At 51.9% G+C, this 20,244-nt stretch carries 15 protein-coding genes and 2 tRNA genes; 4 read left to right on the top strand and 13 right to left on the bottom strand.

Annotation, left to right across the window (positions count from 1 at the left end):
- The coding region (locus BHAP_RS07905) for an IS256 family transposase (RefSeq protein WP_211279709.1) at positions 1 to 645 on the top strand (645 nt) is incomplete at its 5' end.
- A gap of 69 nt (positions 646 to 714) precedes the next feature.
- Here BHAP_RS07905 and BHAP_RS07900 read toward each other — a convergent pair.
- Both BHAP_RS07900 and BHAP_RS07895 read right to left on the bottom strand, forming a co-directional pair.
- Complete coding sequence (locus BHAP_RS07900) at positions 715 to 1,695, bottom strand: NAD(P)-dependent alcohol dehydrogenase (protein WP_158216458.1); 981 nt, start codon at positions 1,693 to 1,695, stop codon at positions 715 to 717.
- A gap of 156 nt (positions 1,696 to 1,851) precedes the next feature.
- A complete protein-coding gene (locus BHAP_RS07895) occupies positions 1,852 to 2,943 on the bottom strand; it encodes a lipocalin-like domain-containing protein (RefSeq protein WP_158216457.1) in 1,092 nt (363 codons plus the stop codon).
- A gap of 274 nt (positions 2,944 to 3,217) precedes the next feature.
- Between BHAP_RS07895 and BHAP_RS07890 the strand changes: the two genes are divergently transcribed.
- A complete protein-coding gene (locus BHAP_RS07890; RefSeq protein ID WP_094730181.1) occupies positions 3,218 to 3,760 on the top strand; it encodes a TetR/AcrR family transcriptional regulator in 543 nt (180 codons plus the stop codon).
- 594 nt (positions 3,761 to 4,354) lie between these two features.
- On the opposite strand, the gene BHAP_RS07885 is transcribed toward BHAP_RS07890, so the two are convergent.
- Positions 4,355 to 5,005, bottom strand: a complete 651-nt coding sequence (locus BHAP_RS07885) for a DUF1206 domain-containing protein (RefSeq protein WP_244569350.1) — start codon at positions 5,003 to 5,005, stop codon at positions 4,355 to 4,357.
- Between the two features lie 171 nt (positions 5,006 to 5,176).
- Positions 5,177 to 5,250 (bottom strand) — tRNA-Pro (locus BHAP_RS07880).
- Between the two features lie 205 nt (positions 5,251 to 5,455).
- Here BHAP_RS07880 and BHAP_RS07875 point away from each other — a divergent pair.
- Positions 5,456 to 6,676 carry an ABC transporter permease gene (locus tag BHAP_RS07875; protein WP_094730180.1) on the top strand — a complete coding sequence of 407 codons (1,221 nt, stop codon included), beginning with the start codon at positions 5,456 to 5,458 and terminating at the stop codon, positions 6,674 to 6,676.
- Positions 6,677 to 6,799: 123 nt separating this feature from the next.
- On the opposite strand, the gene glgX is transcribed toward BHAP_RS07875, so the two are convergent.
- The 6 genes from glgX to BHAP_RS07845 all read right to left on the bottom strand — a co-directional run bounded on the left by glgX (position 6,800) and on the right by BHAP_RS07845 (position 14,521).
- Positions 6,800 to 8,926, bottom strand: coding sequence for a glycogen debranching protein GlgX (gene glgX / locus BHAP_RS07870; RefSeq protein WP_169713193.1), 2,127 nt, complete (start codon positions 8,924 to 8,926; stop codon positions 6,800 to 6,802).
- A gap of 105 nt (positions 8,927 to 9,031) precedes the next feature.
- Positions 9,032 to 9,616 carry an NUDIX hydrolase gene (locus BHAP_RS07865; protein WP_094730178.1) on the bottom strand — a complete coding sequence of 195 codons (585 nt, stop codon included), beginning with the start codon at positions 9,614 to 9,616 and terminating at the stop codon, positions 9,032 to 9,034.
- A 79-nt stretch (positions 9,617 to 9,695) separates the two neighbouring features.
- A complete protein-coding gene (locus BHAP_RS07860) occupies positions 9,696 to 10,589 on the bottom strand; it encodes a Nif3-like dinuclear metal center hexameric protein (protein WP_094730177.1) in 894 nt (297 codons plus the stop codon).
- 95 nt (positions 10,590 to 10,684) lie between these two features.
- The gene (gene polA / locus BHAP_RS07855; RefSeq protein ID WP_094730176.1) at positions 10,685 to 13,549 is read right to left on the bottom strand and encodes a DNA polymerase I; all 2,865 of its coding nucleotides are present in this window, start codon (positions 13,547 to 13,549) and stop codon (positions 10,685 to 10,687) included.
- Entirely contained in the window at positions 13,542 to 14,336 is a 795-nt protein-coding gene (locus tag BHAP_RS07850) for an ANTAR domain-containing response regulator (protein WP_094730175.1), read from the bottom strand. The genes polA and BHAP_RS07850 overlap by 8 nt, the downstream gene beginning before the upstream one ends.
- A gap of 111 nt (positions 14,337 to 14,447) precedes the next feature.
- Positions 14,448 to 14,521, bottom strand: a tRNA-Leu gene (locus BHAP_RS07845).
- Between the two features lie 238 nt (positions 14,522 to 14,759).
- On the opposite strand from BHAP_RS07845, the gene BHAP_RS07840 reads away from it, so the two are divergent.
- Positions 14,760 to 15,362, top strand: coding sequence for an NUDIX domain-containing protein (locus tag BHAP_RS07840; RefSeq protein WP_169713190.1), 603 nt, complete (start codon positions 14,760 to 14,762; stop codon positions 15,360 to 15,362).
- An 85-nt stretch (positions 15,363 to 15,447) separates the two neighbouring features.
- Here the strand turns inward: BHAP_RS07840 and pyk are convergent, their stop codons facing one another.
- From pyk to uvrB, 3 genes are all read right to left on the bottom strand, one after another.
- The gene (pyk, locus tag BHAP_RS07835) at positions 15,448 to 16,890 is read right to left on the bottom strand and encodes a pyruvate kinase (protein ID WP_094730173.1); all 1,443 of its coding nucleotides are present in this window, start codon (positions 16,888 to 16,890) and stop codon (positions 15,448 to 15,450) included.
- A gap of 206 nt (positions 16,891 to 17,096) precedes the next feature.
- On the bottom strand, positions 17,097 to 18,092 hold the full coding sequence (locus BHAP_RS07830; RefSeq protein WP_094730192.1) for a TerC family protein: 996 nt from the start codon (positions 18,090 to 18,092) through the stop codon (positions 17,097 to 17,099).
- Positions 18,093 to 18,125: 33 nt separating this feature from the next.
- Complete coding sequence (gene uvrB, locus BHAP_RS07825) at positions 18,126 to 20,237, bottom strand: excinuclease ABC subunit UvrB (RefSeq protein ID WP_094730172.1); 2,112 nt, start codon at positions 20,235 to 20,237, stop codon at positions 18,126 to 18,128.
- Between the last annotated feature and the right edge of the window lie 7 nt (positions 20,238 to 20,244).

The raw sequence follows: 20,244 nt of genomic DNA, 5'->3' as shown, positions 1-20,244 counted from the left end.
GCTATCGGTGTTGGTATGGATGGTCGTCGGGAGGTGCTTTCTGTGGCCGAGGGTATGAAGGAGGACGCGGAAAGCTGGCGTGGATTCATTACCGGTATGCTCGCGCGTGGGTTGAAGGGCGTGCGATTGGTAACGGGTGACCGGTGCGCGGGACTCGTGGCCGCCGTGAACGAACTGTTGCCGGAGGCGCGTTATCAGCGGTGCATGGTGCATTTCGAACGCAATATCCTCGCCAAGGTCAACCCCAGAAACCGGGAGTGGGCTGCGGACGCGCTTAAGGCCGTGTTTGCTATGGAATCACGCGACAAGGCGTTGGAGAAGGCGGAATCCGTCGCCAAGGAACTGGAGACAAGGAAGCTCAGAGAGGCTGCCAAATGCCTGCGCGAAGGCATTAGCGAGACGACGACCTACCTGCTCGACGACTATCCGAGGGAACATCGCCGGCGCATCCGTACGAACAACATGATCGAACGATTGAACCGCGAGATCAGGCGACGCACGCGCGTGGTCGGCTCGTTTCCGGACGGGCGGAGCGCGTTGATGCTCGTCTGCGCGCGCGTCCGCTACGTGACCTCGAACGAGTGGTCGACGCGCCGTTACCTCGACATGTCCCGGCTCGGTGAGAGCGTACCAGTAGCGAACTGATCATCGTCGCAGAGCCGGGCGAAGACCAAAGTGCGCAAGAATCCGGGCACTACCTCAAGAGTTTCCTCTTTATTTAAAATCCATGGAAACAACAACTTTCCCTTGTGTGTGAGAAGATACAATATAACGAATGGCTTCTTTTGTGTCCTTGACGGAATAGATTTTGTCTATATAAGGTAACAATTTGCCGGTTTCTGCCAGCTCTTTTGCATAAGACAAATAATCTTTTTGAGGCATAATAGGTCCAGCAAAATAAGAAAAATTCCTTGATATAAAGGAAAGGAGGAATGCTTTGCTTACTTGTTTCACATTTCCTCCCACACCTACGAAAATCCCGTTTGGTTTTAAAAGTCGTTTATAGTCTTTCATGGAATTGCAACCATTCACTCCTATAATTGCATCAAACTTTGTCTGCACTTTCGTAAAATCTTCTTTTTTGTAGTCGATTACGTAATCGCACCCCATCTGTTTGGCTAGTTCAAGATTGCGGGTGCTGCATACACCAGTTACGTTTGCGCCCATACTTTTGGCTAATTGCACCGCATATAAACCGACGCCGCCCGAAGAGCCGTAAATCATAACTTGCTGGCCTGCTCTTACATTCCCTTTGCGAAGTGCGCCTAACGCGGTTTCAAAAGAAATGGAAATAGCAGATGCCTGTTCAAAAGTCATATTTTGAGGTTTTACGCAAACATGGTCTTTATCCATAAGAGCATATTCCGCAAAACCGCCTTTAGGGAATGTGCCTGCCGTTTTTCCGTATACACTATCTCCAACTTTCACATGGGTAATATTTTCCCCGACTTCGACAACTACACCTGCAATCTCTGCGCCGATTGGAGAACCTGCGAAGCCCATTAGAGCGGAAATTATTTGCGTTGAGAAAGAAACTTTTGAACTTAATGTTTTAAACCGTTCATAATCTGTGATACTTAAAGCGCAAGCCTTTACAGAAATAAGAACTTGATTGTCCTTTGGAGTAGGTTTATCTATTTCTTTTATTTGCAGTACATCCAAATCTCCGGTCTTCGTATAAATTAATGCCTTCATTTTTTCTTCTTTCTGAAATACATGTTCAATCGTGTGGCATCCTGTGATCAAGACAGGCGCGTACTGAGCCGCCCAATGTCCGGCGCCATGCCGGTGCGGCATATCCTTGCGATTGATCGTGCCGCTCGAATATACCGTCCTTATGGCAGCGGCTCCTCATACGTGCTTGCTGAAATCTTCGGTACCGGGATACATGAACTCATAGATGAGCGCTCCGTCACGGTGCAAGGTCTCTTTGCCGCCTTCGGTGACGGTCAGGTCTCCGGTCGCCTCGTAGCGGACATAGCTGGGGTCCAGCCCCTTGAGCTTCAGCATCAGCACGGCCGGTGCCGGCATCTTGCGCGCCTTGGCATTCTGGGATTCCAGCACCTTACGCTCCTCGAGCTCATATTCAATGTGCTTGCCGTTCACGTCGAACGTGTATTTGGAACGCCTGGGATAGTATTTGCCGCTGTCCGGATCCCGGTACTTCTCGATGAGCTGGTAATTGACATCCTTGGTGTTTTCGAAGACGATGTTGCCGTCCTTGTCTTGCAGGAACGCAATCGGGAAACGCTGGTAGCCGTATTTCTTGCTGGCCACCATGTCGAAGACCAGCAGCGAATGGTCCTCGAAGTTGTGACGGGCCCAGAGCCAGTTGTTCCACAAGCTCCAGAACAGCGCGCTGCCCCACTGATGGTCGTGGTAGCCGCGCCCATGCACCTCATGCGGCACGCCATCCAACGTAACGGTGCCGGTCACCTCACCCCGGGGGACGACGCAGAGCCACGTGTAATAATCGTCGCCGAACTCGAAGTAGGAGGTTCCGGGACGATACGGCTTGGACTGGCTTTTCAATGTGATGTCCACGCCGAATCCGTCATCCGACGAATCGACAAGGATCCGATAGGTTTCCAGGTCACCTTGGAAAAGATTGCTCCCCAGCCGCACGTCGCAGGCCTCCTTGGCGAAACGGCACTGTTCCGGCCGGAACGCCGGATGCTTCTCGTAAGTCCTACCGTCCTTGGTCACCACCCTGGCCGTAAGGTGCGGACTATCCACACTCTCCTTGGTCCTCATGTTGTCTTTAGGGAAGAACTGGACGACCACGGAACTGCCATCGTCCAGAATCGCGTCGAAATACCACCATTCCCAATGGCCACGAGCGCTGGTATCACGTCGCCCATCCTCCCATTGCTCGACCTTGTCCGGGTTGATACCAAGCTTCACGAAGTCTTCCTTGGTGTCCATCAGTCGCACATCCGTCATGTCAGTCGTACCTTTCATCGATATTGTCCGTCGGTTTCCGGCGTCGCGTCCACCGCCGTATGCGAGCGGTCTCATGCCTATAAGTGAGACGATTCATATCGTCCACTATCAAGGCTAGGGTCCGGCGATCGTGCCGACGTCACGGTGACTGAGCCAATAATCGGCAATCTGACTCACCGGTGAAGATATCCCATCGGCGATTCATGGAATACTGGTTGAGACGATATGTTTCATACGATTCTCAACGAAGGGAGACATCGTGAGCCGGGGCTCTATGGAAAATGATCGCGTGCGCAGGCAGATCACCGAAGCCCTGTTCGTCCTGATGGAACGCAGACGATTTTCCGCCATCACCGTCACCGACATTGTCGCGGAGGCCGGGGTCGCCCGCGCTTCCTACTACCGCAATTTCAAATCAAAGGAGGACGTCATCAACGCATGGATGAGCGACCTGCACGACAGCATCCAGCCCTCCGACACCAAACCGAGGGAATACGACGTATTCGCCCGCGCCAACATCGCCGACGGGTTCGAGCGCTCGCTCACCCGATTCCTGACCGCCAAATCCTACATTCTCACACTGTATCGCAACGGGTTCGCCAGCCTAATCCAGGACACGATTAACGGATACGTACGAGGGATGGCCGGACGGGCACCCATGGGATCCATCAGCCAATACCGACTCTACTTTGTCGCCGGCGCCATGTTCAACATCCTCATCAAGTGGCTCGAGGGAGGTGCCGTCGAATCTCCGCGCGCCATCGCCCAAGCCTGCGCCGACTGGCTAGCGCTCGGTGTCTCCGACAAACCGTTCTGACTGCATTCCGTAAGCCGAACGTCATAACCGGCGATGGTCTGTGGTCATTGTTATCCAGTGTTACCATCAGCCTGTTCGAGGAAATATGTGTGTGTTCAATTGGAAGTGGGCCGTGTGAGCGTGTGGAAGGTCGCCGAATGAGTGGTAGGTTTTAGTCCATTTCAGCGTGTGGTGAGAGATGGACACTGGCCTGTCCTGTCTGGGCTAGTTTCCCGAGTTGGTAGGTAAACCATTTGGTTTCTCGGGAAAGGAAAGGAATGACGGTACCGGTGTGTGTGCTGTTTTGTTTCAATGTTTGTTCGACAGGTGGCAGTGTTTTTCCGCAACCGCACAAACGAACCAAAAAACACGCCAAAACGGCCCACCCCAACTTGGAAACACACGCCATGCGCCTCCGGGTCGGTGGCCGGGCGGGACAAATCAAAATAAGGACAGGCCCCGCTCGCCGGGGCTGTCAGTCAAGTTTGGGGTCACCGCCAGGCCGCCACTTCCATTATCACCGGCCAACTAAACCGGCATAACCATTATCAACGTCAAGTTGGTGTCGTCTGTCAGACCAAAAACATCAAAACAGCCTACCCCAACTTGAACGCATCAAGCATTGTCTCTGACGAGAGTGACCACATCACGATTGACCTCTTGAATACGTGGGTCCGATAGCATCTCGTCAGTAGTCATCCATCGACAATCTTTGGAATCTACATGGAATTTGTCTGCTTTCCATGCATCAGGCATATGCGTAATGTTCGCACGATAAAGCGTGTAATGGTAAACGCGAGTCTCATCATGCTCTGTAGAGTATTTTTCCCTTGTTATACCCGTCACACGAGTAAGAGTGAAATCATTCTTGGGAATATCGAAACCGTTAGACAAGTAATCAGTAAGTAATCTAATATTTTCCGATTCAACCTCATTGGTTGCATGGTTTGGGAAAAAATCACAATCCCATCCGGAATCATGGTACAAGAGATACTTATTACCATTACTAATGGCAATAAGACTACTATATTTCTCCGTTCCCGCCATATATTCCAACTCCCGATACATTGTTTCAGCGTTATAACTATTCTTCCATGCTATGATAGCGGATTTAATTGAATATAACGTCACTGCAGACGCTAAGATAACGAGCATTATGGTTAGCCACAACCACGGCAATTGAGCAGTTAGAGCAGACAAAATAAGAAACACACCCTCTATCGCAGCAATAGTGGTAGATGCTTTTGTTCCTTGGCCTATATCCATGCGGTGGATTGCAAATACGTTTGCAAACGGTCAGAGTCTATTTTCATCAACATGGGATTTATAATACTCGAAATTAAGCAAACATAACGCGTAAGAATAAGCACGAATTAAACCATCATCGACGCTCAAACGTCACAGAACCTTATAGGAACTGAATAAACAGTATTAAAGTCGGGGCGACAGGATTTGAACCTGCGACATCCTGCTCCCAAAGCAGGCGCGCTACCAAACTGCGCTACGCCCCGGTGTTATCACGCGAAGCTAACCGAAGCTCATCAGCATAGCCGTGCGAAAACAACAATCGAATACTATACCAGATGGATGGACTTATATGCAAGCGGCATGTCGTCGAAACGAGCACGCCGTGCCGGCATAATCCCTATTACAATAATCGTTGCAAGCCCTCACGAGGGCGACACGCCGAAGTACGGCAACGGAGGAGGTACACCGATGGGACGGCATCAGCGGGCAGAAACGTTGGGATTGGTGTCGTTTCTTATCTGCGCGATTATCGGCTTCTTCGGTATGAAACTCTACCTCGATCTTGCGCCAGCTATTTGGCAGGTGACGCAACGCCGTTTCAGTGCGGCAGCAGCCATTATTGCAGTATGTGGCGTAATCTCATTCGTGGTCGGTTATGCAAGTAATTCACGGTCGTTTACACTGAAAAACGGCTGGTGGGTTCCCATTCGCCGTATTTTTGAAATCCTCGCACTATCGGTGGTGTATGCAGCCACCATTTTCCTGTCATCATTCGCCTTGTTTAGCGTAGTCAACACAGTTATGGGTATGCACTTGCTCGCCGGATACATGCCGGCCGCATGTGCTGGATTCGCTGGCGTTGCCGGATACATGACGTTCGTTCAAGCCGAGCTCATGAACGCAAAAACACTTGCCTCGCTCCTCCCCTTCTTCGTGATCTCAGGCGTGAGTACTGCAGGGCTAACTACTGATGACCCGTACTGGTATCACAATAATTTCTCCCAGCTCGGCGATCGCACCACGTTTGCGGCAACCATGTTCAACGCAACACTTATCCTCGCTGGTACGTGCATTATTATCGTCAGTTACTTCGCTGTATCCGAACTCATTACAACGCAACGACTCGAACGACTCTGGCACGAACAATATGGCGACGCAGTCGATCATCCAGCGATCAAACACTTTAAGATTCGTATTGCGATCCTCTCGTTCTTACTGACGATTTCTGGACTTGCCTTCATCGGCATTGGCGTATTCCGTTACACGCCGCACTACATTATGCATAACGTGTGTGCAAAAGGGTTGCCGCTTATCATGGGCGTTCTCCTGCTCGCACTGCCGTGGTTAGCACCGCGTATGGCGAAAGCCATGTATGCGATTTCTGATCTAGCGATCGTCATCTGCGCTGCTTTTGGTATTTACATGCTGCGCGGATACGACACGTTAACTAATTTGGAAGCGTTGGCGTGTGCGTTCTTCCTTGGCTGGTTTATCGTATTTTCCCGGCAGATTGCGGCGATTGAAGCGGATCGTGTGCAGATGCAGATTGTGCGTATACAGTCTGATCGTTTGGAGATTGCTGCTACAGCTGCAGCTAATGGCGTGGCTGATGCGCAGGCTGTTGTTAAGGCAAATAACACGAAGCAGCCAGCCGAGAGAATTGAGTCTCGACTGGCTGCAAATCGTTAGTAATAACTTTTTGAGCATTCAAAGGGTGTTACGACCAATCTATATGAGTGAGGCGTGGCGGAAATCTCTCACTGAGCAGCGCTCAGTGAGAGATTTCCGCCACGCCTCACTCATCCAAAAAGATCACGAGAACAAACTCTGCTGTTTCCTCGGGTCCTTCGCACTCTTGAGCAGCAGGAAGCTACGCGACTGCGCAGTAATCACGAATCCAGCCTCATAACTCAACTCAGGCCCATTCGGATTATGCGTGTCGACGATGAGCTGCCATTTGCGTCCATACTTTTCATCAGGCAGCGTGAACATAATCGGCTCATAATGCGCGTTGAAAATGAGAATGAAATCATTGTCAACGAGCTGGTTGCCGTAATAATCCATTTCAGGAATATTCGACCCGTTGAGGAAGATCATGACCGAGAATGCATGCGTATTCTGCCAGTCTTCCATGTCCATGATCGAACCAGTGTGGTCGAACCATTCCACTTGCGGCAGTTTGTCCGGCGCATCGCCCTGTTCACGGCCCGTGAAGAAACGACGACGGTGCAGCACCGGGTGTTCAAGCCGCAAGTGAATCATCTTCGAGACAAAGCCAAATAGTTCTTTCTGTGCAGGGGTGAGATCCCAATTAGTCCACGAAATCTCATTATCCTGACAGTAAGCATTATTGTTGCCTTGCTGTGTGCGAGCTACTTCGTCGCCGCCGCAAATCATAGGAATACCTTGGCTGACGAGTAGCGTAGCGAACATGTTACGCATCTGCCGTTCGCGCAGTTCCAGCACATCCGGGATTGTGGTCGGGCCTTCAACGCCACAGTTCCACGAACGGTTGTTGGACTCACCATCACGGTTGCCTTCGCCGTTCGCATCATTGTGCTTCTCGTTGTAGCTGACCAGATCGTTCATCGTAAAACCATCGTGCGCAGTGATAAAGTTCACCGACGCAACCGGACGACGACCGTTCATCTGATACAAGTCCGAGCTACCCATGAGTCGCGACGCAAACTCCGGCAAAGTAGAGGGCTGCGAGCGCCAGAAGTCACGCACGCAATCGCGGAAGCGGCCGTTCCATTCGGACCAGCTGGATGGGAAGCCACCGACCTGATAGCCGCCGGAGCCAAGGTCCCACGGTTCAGCGATGAGTTTGACTCGGCTGATAATCGGGTCTTGTTCGACGATGTCGAAGAATGCGGACAATTTGTCAACTTCTTGGAACTGGCGGGCAAGGGTTGCGGCCAGATCGAATCGGAAGCCGTCAACGTGCATTTCAGATACCCAGTAGCGTAGCGAGTCGGTGATCAAGCGTAGCGCGTGCGGCGAGCGCATGAGCAGCGAGTTACCCGTACCAGTGGTATCGAAATAGTGTCGTTGATCGTTGTCTACGAGTCGGTAATAGGACCGGTTGTCGATGCCTTTGAAGCTCAGGGTCGGGCCCATATGGTTGCCTTCGGCGGTGTGGTTGTACACCACGTCGAGGATGACTTCCATGCCGGCACGGTGGTAAGCCTTGACCATTGATTTGAACTCGTTGACCTGCTGGCCGCGTTCGCCTGAACTTGAGTAGGCGTTGTGCGGTGCGAAGAAACCGATCGTGTTGTATCCCCAGTAGTTTGACAGGCCCTTTTCTTGCAGGAACGAGTCGTTGACGAACTGGTGGATTGGCATGAGTTCGATCGTGGTAACGCCAAGTTTTTTCAGATACTCGATGACGGTCGGGTATGCGAGACCGGCGTACGTACCGCGAATGTCTGGCGGTACGTCTTTGTTAAGATTCGTCAAGCCTCGCACATGTGTTTCGTAGATGACTGAATCGTGGTATGGGATGTGCGGGTGACGATCGTTACTCCAGTCGAAGTATGGGTTGACGACGATGGATTTCATCGTGTGCGCGGCTGAGTCGAGATCGTTGCGACGGCTGATGTCGTCTGGCGAGTTGAACCAGTATGAGAATAGGCTTTCGTCGCCGTCGATATTGCCTTCGATGGCTTTGGCGTATGGGTCGAGCAGGAGTTTGTTTGGATTGCAGCGCAAGCCTTGGTTGGGATCGTATGGTCCGTAGACACGGTATCCGTATCGTTGGCCTGGTTGGAGTCCGGGGATGTAATTGTGCCACACGTACGAGTTTTGCTCAGTCATTTCGATACGTGTTTCGTTGTCGTCGTCATCGAACAGACACAACTCAACCCTGTCGGCGACTTGGGAGAACAATGCAAAGTTCACGCCGGCACCATCGTAGCTGGCCCCGAGCGGATACATTAAGCCTGGTCTGATCTGCATAGGCACTAGTATCTCACCTCAAGATGAAGTTTGTTGACGTTTACGTGCAGTCTTGGCCGGTTCCACGCATTTTAGCCTGACATTTCATGAGCCGTTCATGCGTCGTATACGCTCGTGTTGGATCGCGATGATCGAGTTGGATGCGGTGACCGGCAAAGCGAGTAGTTCATTCCAGCTCACCCATGCGGTGTCGACATGTTCGTCGGCATCGAGATGGCGGCTGGTCATTGTGTATCGGTGTAAGTGTAGGACCATGATATGTGCGAGTTCGTCAGTCATGCCTTCGGACGAGTAGTAGTCGCCGACGTGGTCGATGGTGACGCCATCCTCTCCGTCTGGTACGACGCCGGTTTCTTCAGCGAGTTCACGTAACGCTGCAGTTTGTGGTTCCTCACCGTGATTCATGAGTCCGGCAGGTATGCCGTAAGCGAAACGATCTGAGCCGACACGATATTCGCGTTCGACTAAGTAACGGTCTGTAGCTTCGTCGTGGACGAGCATAACTACGCAAGGCGCGTGACGGAGTACTTGTCGTCTGATTTCTACGTCGCTACCGTCGCGTGCATGTAGTGCGATAGTCATGTCTTCGACAGTGAAGATCGCACCGCGATATACCGTTGTTCGAGAGCGTACTTCAACCGGCGCATCCATATCGATGATGTCATGCATGACTTTGTCCTCTCAAGATTGTCCGAACTGTCGTGCGTAACTGCAATACGCGCGAGAAACAGCCGGATGACACGTGATATTACAGACGTAGCGTCCACGGATCAGTATTCATATGTAGCCATTCGACTTGCGGCCGTTGTCCTGTTGCCTGTTCGACTGCGTTCGGCACGTCGTCAATCGCATAATGGAACCACAATGATTCTATGGCGGAATGCGGCGTGTTGATAAGCAATGGACGGATTCGTTCGTCACCGTGACCGACATGAATGCCTTGCGCACGTAAGCCGGCTTCATATCGAGCTTGCTCGATCGCATCCGTGGCAGGATGATGGCGAAGATCACTGGTTACGTACACGTCCGCACCGCTCGCACGCACTTCATCAAACAGCGAATCACCAGACCCGGGCAATACGGCTACTGTTTCGACGATCTGATCGAGCGGGCCACAGGCTTGTACACCTAGTTCAGTGGGAGGCAATACGTCAGCAACATGCCGTGCGAACGTCTCAAACGTCATCGGCTGCTTGAGTCGGCCGATTCGGCCAAGTCCAACTTCTTGCCCAGCTGTTTCAGCTTCAGCATCATGCAGCGGTACTAGCGGATGCTGATCGATTAAGCCGAACATATCGGCAGCCGCTTGTCCAACACCACGATATGCTGCGTCAGCATTCGTGTGCCCTACCCATAGTGCACAACCGGATTGATACAGTCGACGCACAATATCGCCGCGCGCGCCAAGTCCAGACACAGTATGTACTGCGCGAAAGAGCAGCGGATGGTGGGTAATCAGCAAGTCAGCACCATGCTCGATCGCGGCATCAATCACCGCTGATGTTGGATCTACTGCGAACGCGATATGGGTAACTGGTTGCGCAAGGTCCCCGACAATCAGACCTGGAGCATCCCAATCTTCAGCGTATCGCAACGGATACAACGTTTCGAGAGCGTTGACAACTTGCGCAAGCGTGGTCATAGTTTCTCCTTACCGTTCGTGGCGAGGAACACTCCCCCGCCACGAATCCAAGTGACTGGCTGTTACACAGACAATCTCTACCAGCATATGTCTGGTCAGTGTGCAGCAAGCTGCCAATCGTCACCAATACCAGTGGACACGTCCAACGGTACAGACAACGTGACTGCATGTTCCATTGCGTCAGCAACTAGGGAGCGCACCTGATCAGCTTCACCGGGAGCAACTTCAACAACCAATTCATCATGAATCTGCAAAATGATTCGGCTCGCCACGCCAGCTGTACGCAATGCTTCATCAGCCCGAATCATAGCAATTTTCATGATATCTGCAGCCGAGCCTTGGATAGGCGCGTTAAGTGCAGCACGTTCCGCCGCATCTCGCACTGTACGGTTGGTTGAATGAAGTCCGGGGAAATATCTGCGACGACCGAACATCGTCTCCGTATAACCGTGAGTGCGTGCATCAGCGACTAGCGACTCAAGATAGTCATGCACTTTACCGAACGTGGCAAAATACTTCTTCTTCAATTCTTCAGCATGGCTTGGGCGAATCTTCAACTGCTGAGCAAGTCCGTACGTACTCAACCCATATGCTAGACCGTAGCTCATTGCTTTTACATGCGAACGCTGGTCAGAAGTGATGCTTTCAACCGGCACACCGTACACGAGCGATGCCACATACCGGTGGAAATCAGCGCCGGAACGGAACGCTTCGATAAGCGCTTCATCACCGGAACGATCGGCCATAATACGCAGTTCAACCTGTGAATAATCGCAACTAAGCAAGGAAACATATCCGTCGCCAGGCACGAATGCTGAACGGATTTCGCGTCCGGCATCATTACGATTCGGAATGTTCTGCAAATTTGGATCAACTGAACTCAAACGACCAGTTGCTGCTACTGTCTGCTCGAATGTCGTATGAATACGACCATCGTGCGGGTTCACAGCGTCAATAAGCGTTTGAACGATCTGCTTAAGCTTATTGGTTTCACGGTGGCGTAACAGCGCTCCAAGGAACCCGTTAGCGCGCTCATCGTCCACATATTTGACATATAAGTCCTGCAATGCGGACGCGCTGGTGGTATACGAGCCAGATTTCGTACGCTTAGTAGCTTTAAGGCCCATATCCTCGAACAACACCTTTTGCAACTGCTTCGGGCTTTGCAAATTCACTCGGCTACCAGCACAATCCCATGCCGTCTCCTGAGCTTGACGCGCGTCAGCCGCAAATTCATCACGCAGCGCGGTCAAACGGGCCATGTCAATCTGTGCACCAGCATCCTCCATACGATAGAGGACTTGCGATACTGGAAGCTCTATAGACGACAGTAGCTTCGTCTGTTCTCGCTCTGCCAGCATTGGAGACAACGTGCGAGCGAGTGCGGCCACAATAGCTGCATGGGTGAGGATACGAGTCGTTGCCTCGTCGGTTTCCTCGTCACCGGCTGAACTGTCTTCTACCTCAAGATCGAGTGCACCTTGCACAGCTTCTTGCGAACCAGCTTCGATGACGATATCGAGGAAGTGCTCAGCAGCCTGTTCAAGCGTGTCTGCGTGAAAATCAGGGTGCACCAAGTAACCGGCAAGCTTAGTGTCGAACGCCGGCGTCGGCAGTGTAATACCGCCTGCGGCAAGCAGATGAAGGTGCTCTTTATAGCCGTGCACGATCATCGAGGTGTGATATTGAGTCACTACGTGTTGCAACGCTTCTGTCAAAGCAGCGTCAAACGGCGCGGCGATAACCGCCGCTTGATCGCCAGCCATGATGGACACACGATGCAACGCGCTAGCGCCCGGTTTGGCATTGCCTTGCGCGAGAAGAACCCAACGTGCAGACGCTTCTTGGGTGCTTTTTTGGGTACCTTTTTGGGTGCAATTATTCGCTAGGGGCCCTGCCTCTGCGAATGTATCCGCATGATGTGCAACCCATTGTTCAAGCGCAGCTGCGTCATGAATCAATACTGGTTGTGGCAGGTGTAACGCATTATCAGTTTGCGCCGGTTCATGTTCATCATGTGTATCGTGTCGTGTCAGCGGCTGCTCACCACGTGCGAACGATTTAACCATTTTGGTGCGTGTGCGAGCCCCGAACTCAAGTTCCTTGCACAGGTCTTCCGTTGCTTTCACATCTACCACGCCGAACGTGAGATCGCTCACGCTCACGCCAAGATCAAGATTGCGCACGAGAGCGTTCACTTTACGGTTCAGCTGCACCTGCTCGATGTTCTCGCGTAACGCTTCGCCTTTTTTACCTTTGATCTCGTCAGCATGCGCGATGATGCCATCAAGGCTGCCATACTGGCCAATCCATTTGGCTGCGTATCCGTCTCCAACTCCGGGTACGCCGGGAATATTATCTGCTGTTTCACCGCGTAACGCAGCCAGATCAGGATACTGATCGGGACGTACGTGATATTTTTCTTCCACGGCCTCAGGCGTCATATGCTTGAGATCTTTGAAATGCTGGCCGGGATACAATACGGTGACACGATCACTAATAAGTTGGAAAGCATCACGATCGCCAGACAATACCAGCGTACGATATCCCGCATCTGAGCCCATTGTGGCAAGGGTGCCGATCACATCGTCGCCCTCGTATCCGGGTTTTTCGATATACGTAATACCGAGCGCTGTGAGCATTCGCTGAATTAACGGTAGCTGAGCAAGTAAATCTTCCGGCGCAGCGTCACGCGTGCCTTTATACTGCGGCAGCATGGTATTGCGGAAGGTACCACCTTTGACGTCAAAGGCTACGGCGAGATGGTCTGGCTGTTCTGCATCAACCACTTGAGCAAGCATGGTTGCAAATCCCCATACCGCGTTAGTTGCCCGACCATCACTAGTACTGAAATTATCGACCGGTAGAGCGAAAAACGCGCGGAACGCTAGCGAATGGCCGTCAACGACCAGCAGTGTTCCGCGCGTTTCGACTTCGGCGTTATGCGACGCCTCAGTCATTGTTGCTTTCCGGCTTAGGATCGCCATACTTGGCGATGATGGCCATAGCGAGACGCTTCTTCGGGATGCGCTGATCCATCGATGTCTTCTGAATCCAACGGAATGCGCCCTGTTCAGAGAAGTCAGCCTTATCCATAAGCAGGCCCTTAGCTCGGTCAACGAGCTTACGTTCTTCGAGCGTGTCTTCAGCCTTCTTGAGTTGAGCTTCCATCTTCTTAAGCTCTTCTTGGGCGTTCTTGAGCTTGTTCTCACCACGTTCGACAGTGTCGAGCAAATCATTGATTTCAGCAAAACGACCCATTGCTACTTCAAGGGCAGGCAGCAGCTTGGATTCCTCGTACGGCTTGGTGACATAAGCCATTGCACCAGCACCAGTAGCTTGACGAACCAGATCTGGCTGAGAGAATGCAGTAAGCATAACAACCGGAGCAATGTTCTCATCGCAGATCACGCCAGCAGCAGCAATACCATCCATGCGTGGCATCTTGACATCCATGCACACAACATCCGGACGATACTTACGCGTCAACTCAACTGCTTCCTCACCGTTAGCAGCCTCACCGACAACCTTGTAACCATTATCTTCGAGCATGGCAACAAGATCCATGCGGTTTACTGATTCATCTTCAGCAACAACAACCGTACGCTGACGATTTGCTTCATTCTCCTGATCAGCATCGTTCTCGGCTGTAGCATCATCAACTTGGGCAGCAGCCTTCAGTTCATCATCCGTCAACACCGCACCCAACGATTCCGGCGTTTCCGAGGTTTTATTCCTTGCAACCATGCCAACCTCTTTCATCGATGGCCGGGCTGCTTCTCTGAATCGACGCCCGGACTGTATACTAGTCAGTTATCCTGCGTCTACGCGACATCGTGCGCAATGTCGCGCATTGCGTGCCCTCGGTGGGACTCGAACCCACACTGCGCAGATTTTGAGTCTGCTTCCTCTACCGATTGGGATACGAGGGCTTTTCAGCGCACCTACGGAACAATAGCACATGTTTGCGACTGAAGCGAATATCTCCACGTTTCAGCGTGGCGCGGGGCTGAAATACTAACCGACACGCCATCGACACGCCGTAACGAATTCTGCAACACAATCACCCATTAATTCCCAATTTTGTCGTAAGCAATCACCCAAAAACGACTATATCGTCATACAATAGTTGTAGCCGCATATGGTATGCCAACTACAAGGGGGTACATAATGAATGACACAACGACTTACCGCAGGTTCGATCCGTGGCGTGTTGCACCAGTCAAGGAAGAATCACGGTCGCAGATCGTCAAAACTCACTATTTCAATGTTGATCAAGTGACACTTTCCACGTCGAAAGCAGGACAGTTCGATCGTTTCGTACTGCAAGGTAATAATGGCGACGGCGTGGGGGTGATCGCATTAACTGACGACGAGAAAATCCCACTGGTTGAACAGTATCGTATTCCTACGCATCGCTGGACATTGGAGATTCCAGGAGGACATGCCGTACATTCCGATGAAAGCGCATTGGATGTTGCTAAACGCAAGTTGCATGAAGAAGCCGGTTATGAGGCAACGAATTTCGTACAGTTCTCGCGTTTTCTCAACATGTCAAGTTTTGCGGAATATCATACGTCGCTGTTTTTTGCCACGAATTTGACACGCGTAAGCCGTGGCGACTTTGGACCAGAGACGCCACGCCCAGATGTTCGTTTATACACGATTGATGAGGCTTACGAAATGGCCGTGAATGGCACGATTGTGGACGCCAAGACAATCATCGCGATTCTGCGCCTGTATTCCGCACCGGAACACAATCTCGGTCAGTGAGCTAATACCTTAGATGCGAAAAGGGCTTCTTCCCGAAAAGATCGGGAAGAAGCCCTTTGCTATAGCGTTACGCTATCTGCTCAACTCACTCAGCGTTGCCGACAGTGTGCACGTAGATCGTGTCGGTGGAACCGGCAGCGTGCTCGCCCTGTGCAGAACTCAGCACGACAATCTTGTCGCCATCGGAAACCTTGCCTGCGGCCTTGAGGATCTTGTCAGTGTAGGCCATGAGGTCCTTGCGGGACTTGTCATGGTAATCCTCATCGACGTAGAAGCCTTCGGTGCCCCAAGACAAAGCCAGCCAGTGGTAGGTGTGCTCGTTGTTGGTGATGCCGTAGATCGGAGCGGCCGGGCGTTCGCGGGAAACGCGGTGCACGGTGTTGCCGGTCTGCGTGTAAGCAACGATAGCCTTAGCGTTGAGCTTGTCAGCCAGATCGACAGCGGCAGAAGACACAGCGCCAGTGGAAGACATGTCGAGGTTCTTGAGCTCCGGGATACGGTCGAAGCCGTGCTCGGTAGCGAAGCCGGAGATGCGGGACATGGTAGCGACAGTCTCGGTCGGGTACTCGCCGACAGCAGTCTCGTTGGAGGTCATGGTTGCGTCAGCACCGTCGAGAACAGCGTTAGCGCAGTCAGAAGCCTCAGCACGAGACGGAACCGGAGAGTGCACCATGGAGCCGAGCACTTCGGTAGCCACGATGACCGGCTTTGCGTACTGACGAGCAAGCTCGATGATGCGCTTGGTAGCCAGCGGAACCTCTTCGAGCGGGCACTCGACAGCCATATCACCACGAGCTGCCATCACACCGTCGAACGTCTTGACGATGTCTTCGAGGTTCTCAAGAGCCTGCGGCTTCTCGATCTTGGCAACGATCGGGATGCGACGGCCTTCTTCGTCCATGATCTCGTGAGCACGATCGATATCGGTCGCGAAACGCACGAAGGACATAGCGATGATGTCAGCGCCAGTGCGGATTGCCCAACGCAGATCCTCTTCGTCCTTAGCAGTCAAAGCCGGCAGAGAAACAGCAACACCCGGCAGGTTGATGCCCTTGTGAGAGGACACTGGGCCAGCCACAACAACCTTGGTGTGCACGTTGTTGCCTTCGACCTTGGTAACCTCAAGACGAACCTTGCCGTCGTCGATGAGAATCGGATCACCCGGATGGCAGTCGCCCGGCAGACCCTTGAAGGTGGTAGAAGTGATGTGCTCGTCACCCTCGATATCGTCGGTGGTGATGATGAACTCCTGTCCTTCGGTCAGCTGGACCTTGTCTTCGCCTTCGGCGTTCTTCTTGAACCAACCGCAGCGGATCTTCGGACCCTGAAGATCCACCATAGCGGCCACGTTGCGGCCGGTGGCCTTGGAGGCCGCGCGCACGTTGTTGTAGACCTTGAGGTGATCCTCAGGAGTACCGTGAGAACGGTTCAGACGAGCGACGTCCATACCCGCCTCGACGAGCTTGGTAATACCCTCAAGGGATTCAGTCGCGGGACCGATGGTGTCTACGATCTTGGCTTTACGCATGAATGCCTGCCTATTCCTATCTTGTGTGTGCCGGATCGGATGACCCGGCCGCCGAGGTTCAGTTTACTAGTACACTACGAACACAGCCACTGTTTTATGCGGTGTGTTGTGAGCGCTAACATTATCGTAGCGCATCTTATGCGACATATACAAAAACCCGTTGTGAATCAAGCATTCACAACGGGTGTACACGCGGTAACGATACTTTAATCGCGATGAGTTGACCCTGAAGATTCCAATGACTTCATCTTTAGCACGCTGGCCAACGCAGCTCCACCAATCGCCGCCACAATAACCGCCAACGACAGCCACGTCGGTACTTCAGGAACCCATGCGACCGGCTGACCACCATTAAGGAATGGTAGTGAATTGCCATGCAACGCTTCCATAATGAGCTTAACTCCGATAAAACCAAGTACAATCGACAGGCCAAGCGGCAAGTAAACAAGCTTATCCAGTAACGCGCCGAGCAGGAAGTATAACTGCTGCAAACCTAGCAATGCGAACACATTGGAGGTGAACACAATGAACGGATCTTTAGTCAGACCAAAAATTGCAGGAATAGAGTCGAATGCAAACATCACATCGGTAGTACCGATGGCAAGGAAAACAACAAGCATCGGCGTAAAATACTTCACACCATTCTTAACCGTGCGCAGTTTCTCCCCATCGTATTCGTCAGAAATCTTCATCACCTTACGTAGCACACGAATAACGCCGTTCTCGTGATACTCCTCGTCATCATCACCGCCGGTTACTAGTTTGACTGCCGTAACAATCAGGAAGGCACCAAACAGGAAGAAAATCCACGTGAATCGTTCAATCAGCGCGGCACCAATCAGGATGAAAACACCGCGCAAAATCAACGCAACCGTAATACCAACCGACAATACATACTTCTGCAGCACTTTCGGTACTGCGAAGTTTGACATGATAATGACAAAAACAAATAAGTTATCAACACTCAATGAATATTCGGTAAGCCACCCAGAATAGAACTCAATAGCCGGCTTAGCTCCGGCTACAGCCCACATGATGCCGCCGAAGATCAGTGCAGCCACCACGAAGAATGCAATATGCTGCAAGCATTCCTTCGTAGACGGCACATGAGGTTTGCGGCCGATAACAAACAAATCGACAACAAAGAATGCCGCCAACACCACAAACGTAGCGATCATAAACACAACAGGGGTTTCAGACATGCCTACCAGCATATGAATAGGCGCTGACGCAACTCACTTATTCGCTTCTGTGATTTGACGCAACTCCTTCTTTAGATCACGAATCTCGTCGCGCAAACGTGCGGCAAGCTCAAACTGGAGCTGCTCAGCAGCCGTGTGCATCTGCTCGCTCAACTGACGGATTAAATCAGCAAGATCTTGAGCAGGCAAACCGGCCTTGAGAATTTCCTCATGACGTTTATCTGCTTCGTTCTTATCAAGAGAAGGCACACCCAGATGCGTATTACCAGCCTTGCCAGCGTTACGATAACCACCTGCCAGCAAAGTCTGCGTATCCACATCCTCTTTGGCGAGCATGTCGTTGACATCACTGATTTTCTTGATGAGCGGCTTAGGATCAATATGATGCGCCTTGTTATACGCCATCTGCTTGGCACGACGACGCTCAGTCTCGTCAATAGCCTTGTGCATCGCATCCGTCGTCTCATCAGCGTACATAATCACCGTGCCGGACACATTACGTGCCGCACGACCGATCGTCTGAATGAGTGAACGATACGAACGCAAGAATCCTTCCTTATCCGCGTCAAGAATCGCCACTAACGACACTTCAGGAAGGTCCAAGCCCTCGCGCAACAGATTAATACCGACAATCACGTCGATCTTGCCTTCGCGCAACTCACGCAACAGTTCAACACGACGCAACGTATCAACATCCGAATGCAAATACTCGACCTTAATGCCGCGCTCAACCAAGTAATCAGTCAAATCTTCGGCCATTTTCTTGGTAAGCGTCGTCACTAGCGAACGCTCGTTCTTAGCCACGCGATCTTTAATCTCAGCAAGCAGATCATCAATCTGCCCTTTTGTGGGACGCACTTCGACTTTCGGGTCAAGTAATCCAGTTGGACGGATGATCTGTTCAACCACACCGTCAGACAGTCCCAGCTCGTAATCGCCAGGAGTAGCCGATAAGTACACTGTTTGGCCGACGCGTTCCAGAAACTCTGGCCATTTGAGCGGACGATTGTCCATTGCCGAAGGCAAGCGGAAGCCGAAATCTACGAGGGTGCGTTTGCGTGAAGCATCGCCCTCGTACATTGCGCCGATTTGAGGAACCGTAACATGCGATTCGTCAATGACCAGAAGAAAATCGTCGGGGAAGAAATCAAGCAGCGTGTGCGGTGGCGTGCCGGGTGCTCGACCGTCAAAATGACGAGAATAATTCTCGACTCCAGAGCACACGCCTACTTGGGCGAGCATTTCAAGATCGTACGTGGTGCGCATCGTCAACCGCTGGGCTTCAAGTTCTTTGCCTTGTTTGCGCAGTTCAGCAGTGCGTTGATCGAGTTCAGCTTGAATAGTTTTCAGTGCTCGTTCCATGCGCTCCGGGCCAGCCACATAGTGGGAGGCCGGGAAAATATGTACCTCAGACTCATGATCAATGACATCGCCAGTTAACGGATGCAACGTGGAAATACGATCGATTTCGTCACCGAAGAATTCAATACGAATCGCTAGTTCCTCGTAGACGGGAATGATCTCGACCGTGTCGCCGCGCACGCGGAATGTACCGCGCGTAAACGCAATATCATTGCGCTTATACTGCATCGCCACGAATTGTCGCAGCAAATCGTCACGGTTGATCTCTTGTCCTTCCTTGAGGAAGAGCATACGACCGGCGTACTCCTCGGGTGTACCAAGACCGTAAATACACGAGACAGTAGCAACGACCACGCAGTCACGACGAGTGAGCAGATTCGCAGTAGCGGCATGGCGTAGTCGTTCCACATCATCGTTGATGTTGGAATCTTTCTCAATATACGTATCCGTTTGCGGAATATAGGCTTCCGGCTGGTAGTAATCGTAGTAGCTTACGAAATAGCTGATCGCATTGTCGGGCATAAGCTCACGGAATTCAGCACACAGCTGAGCGGCAAGTGTCTTGTTCGGCTCAATGATGAGTGTAGGCCGCTGAAGCCGCTCGATAAGCCATGCAGTCGTAGCAGTTTTGCCAGTACCGGTGGCACCCATGAGCACCACGTCGTTCTCACCATTCTCGATGCGACGCGCCAGTTCGTCGATGGCCTGTGGCTGGTCGCCGGATGGCTTATATGGCGATTTGACGACGAACGGCTTATTCGATCGTTCGATGTTAAAACTCATCACCACT

It is taken from the genome of Bifidobacterium hapali (assembly GCF_002259755.1).
In the GTDB taxonomy this organism is placed as follows: Bacteria; Actinomycetota; Actinomycetes; order Actinomycetales; family Bifidobacteriaceae; genus Bifidobacterium; species Bifidobacterium hapali.
Note: the sequence above shows the minus strand (reverse complement) of the source record. Positions and strands in the feature narration are given on the sequence as shown.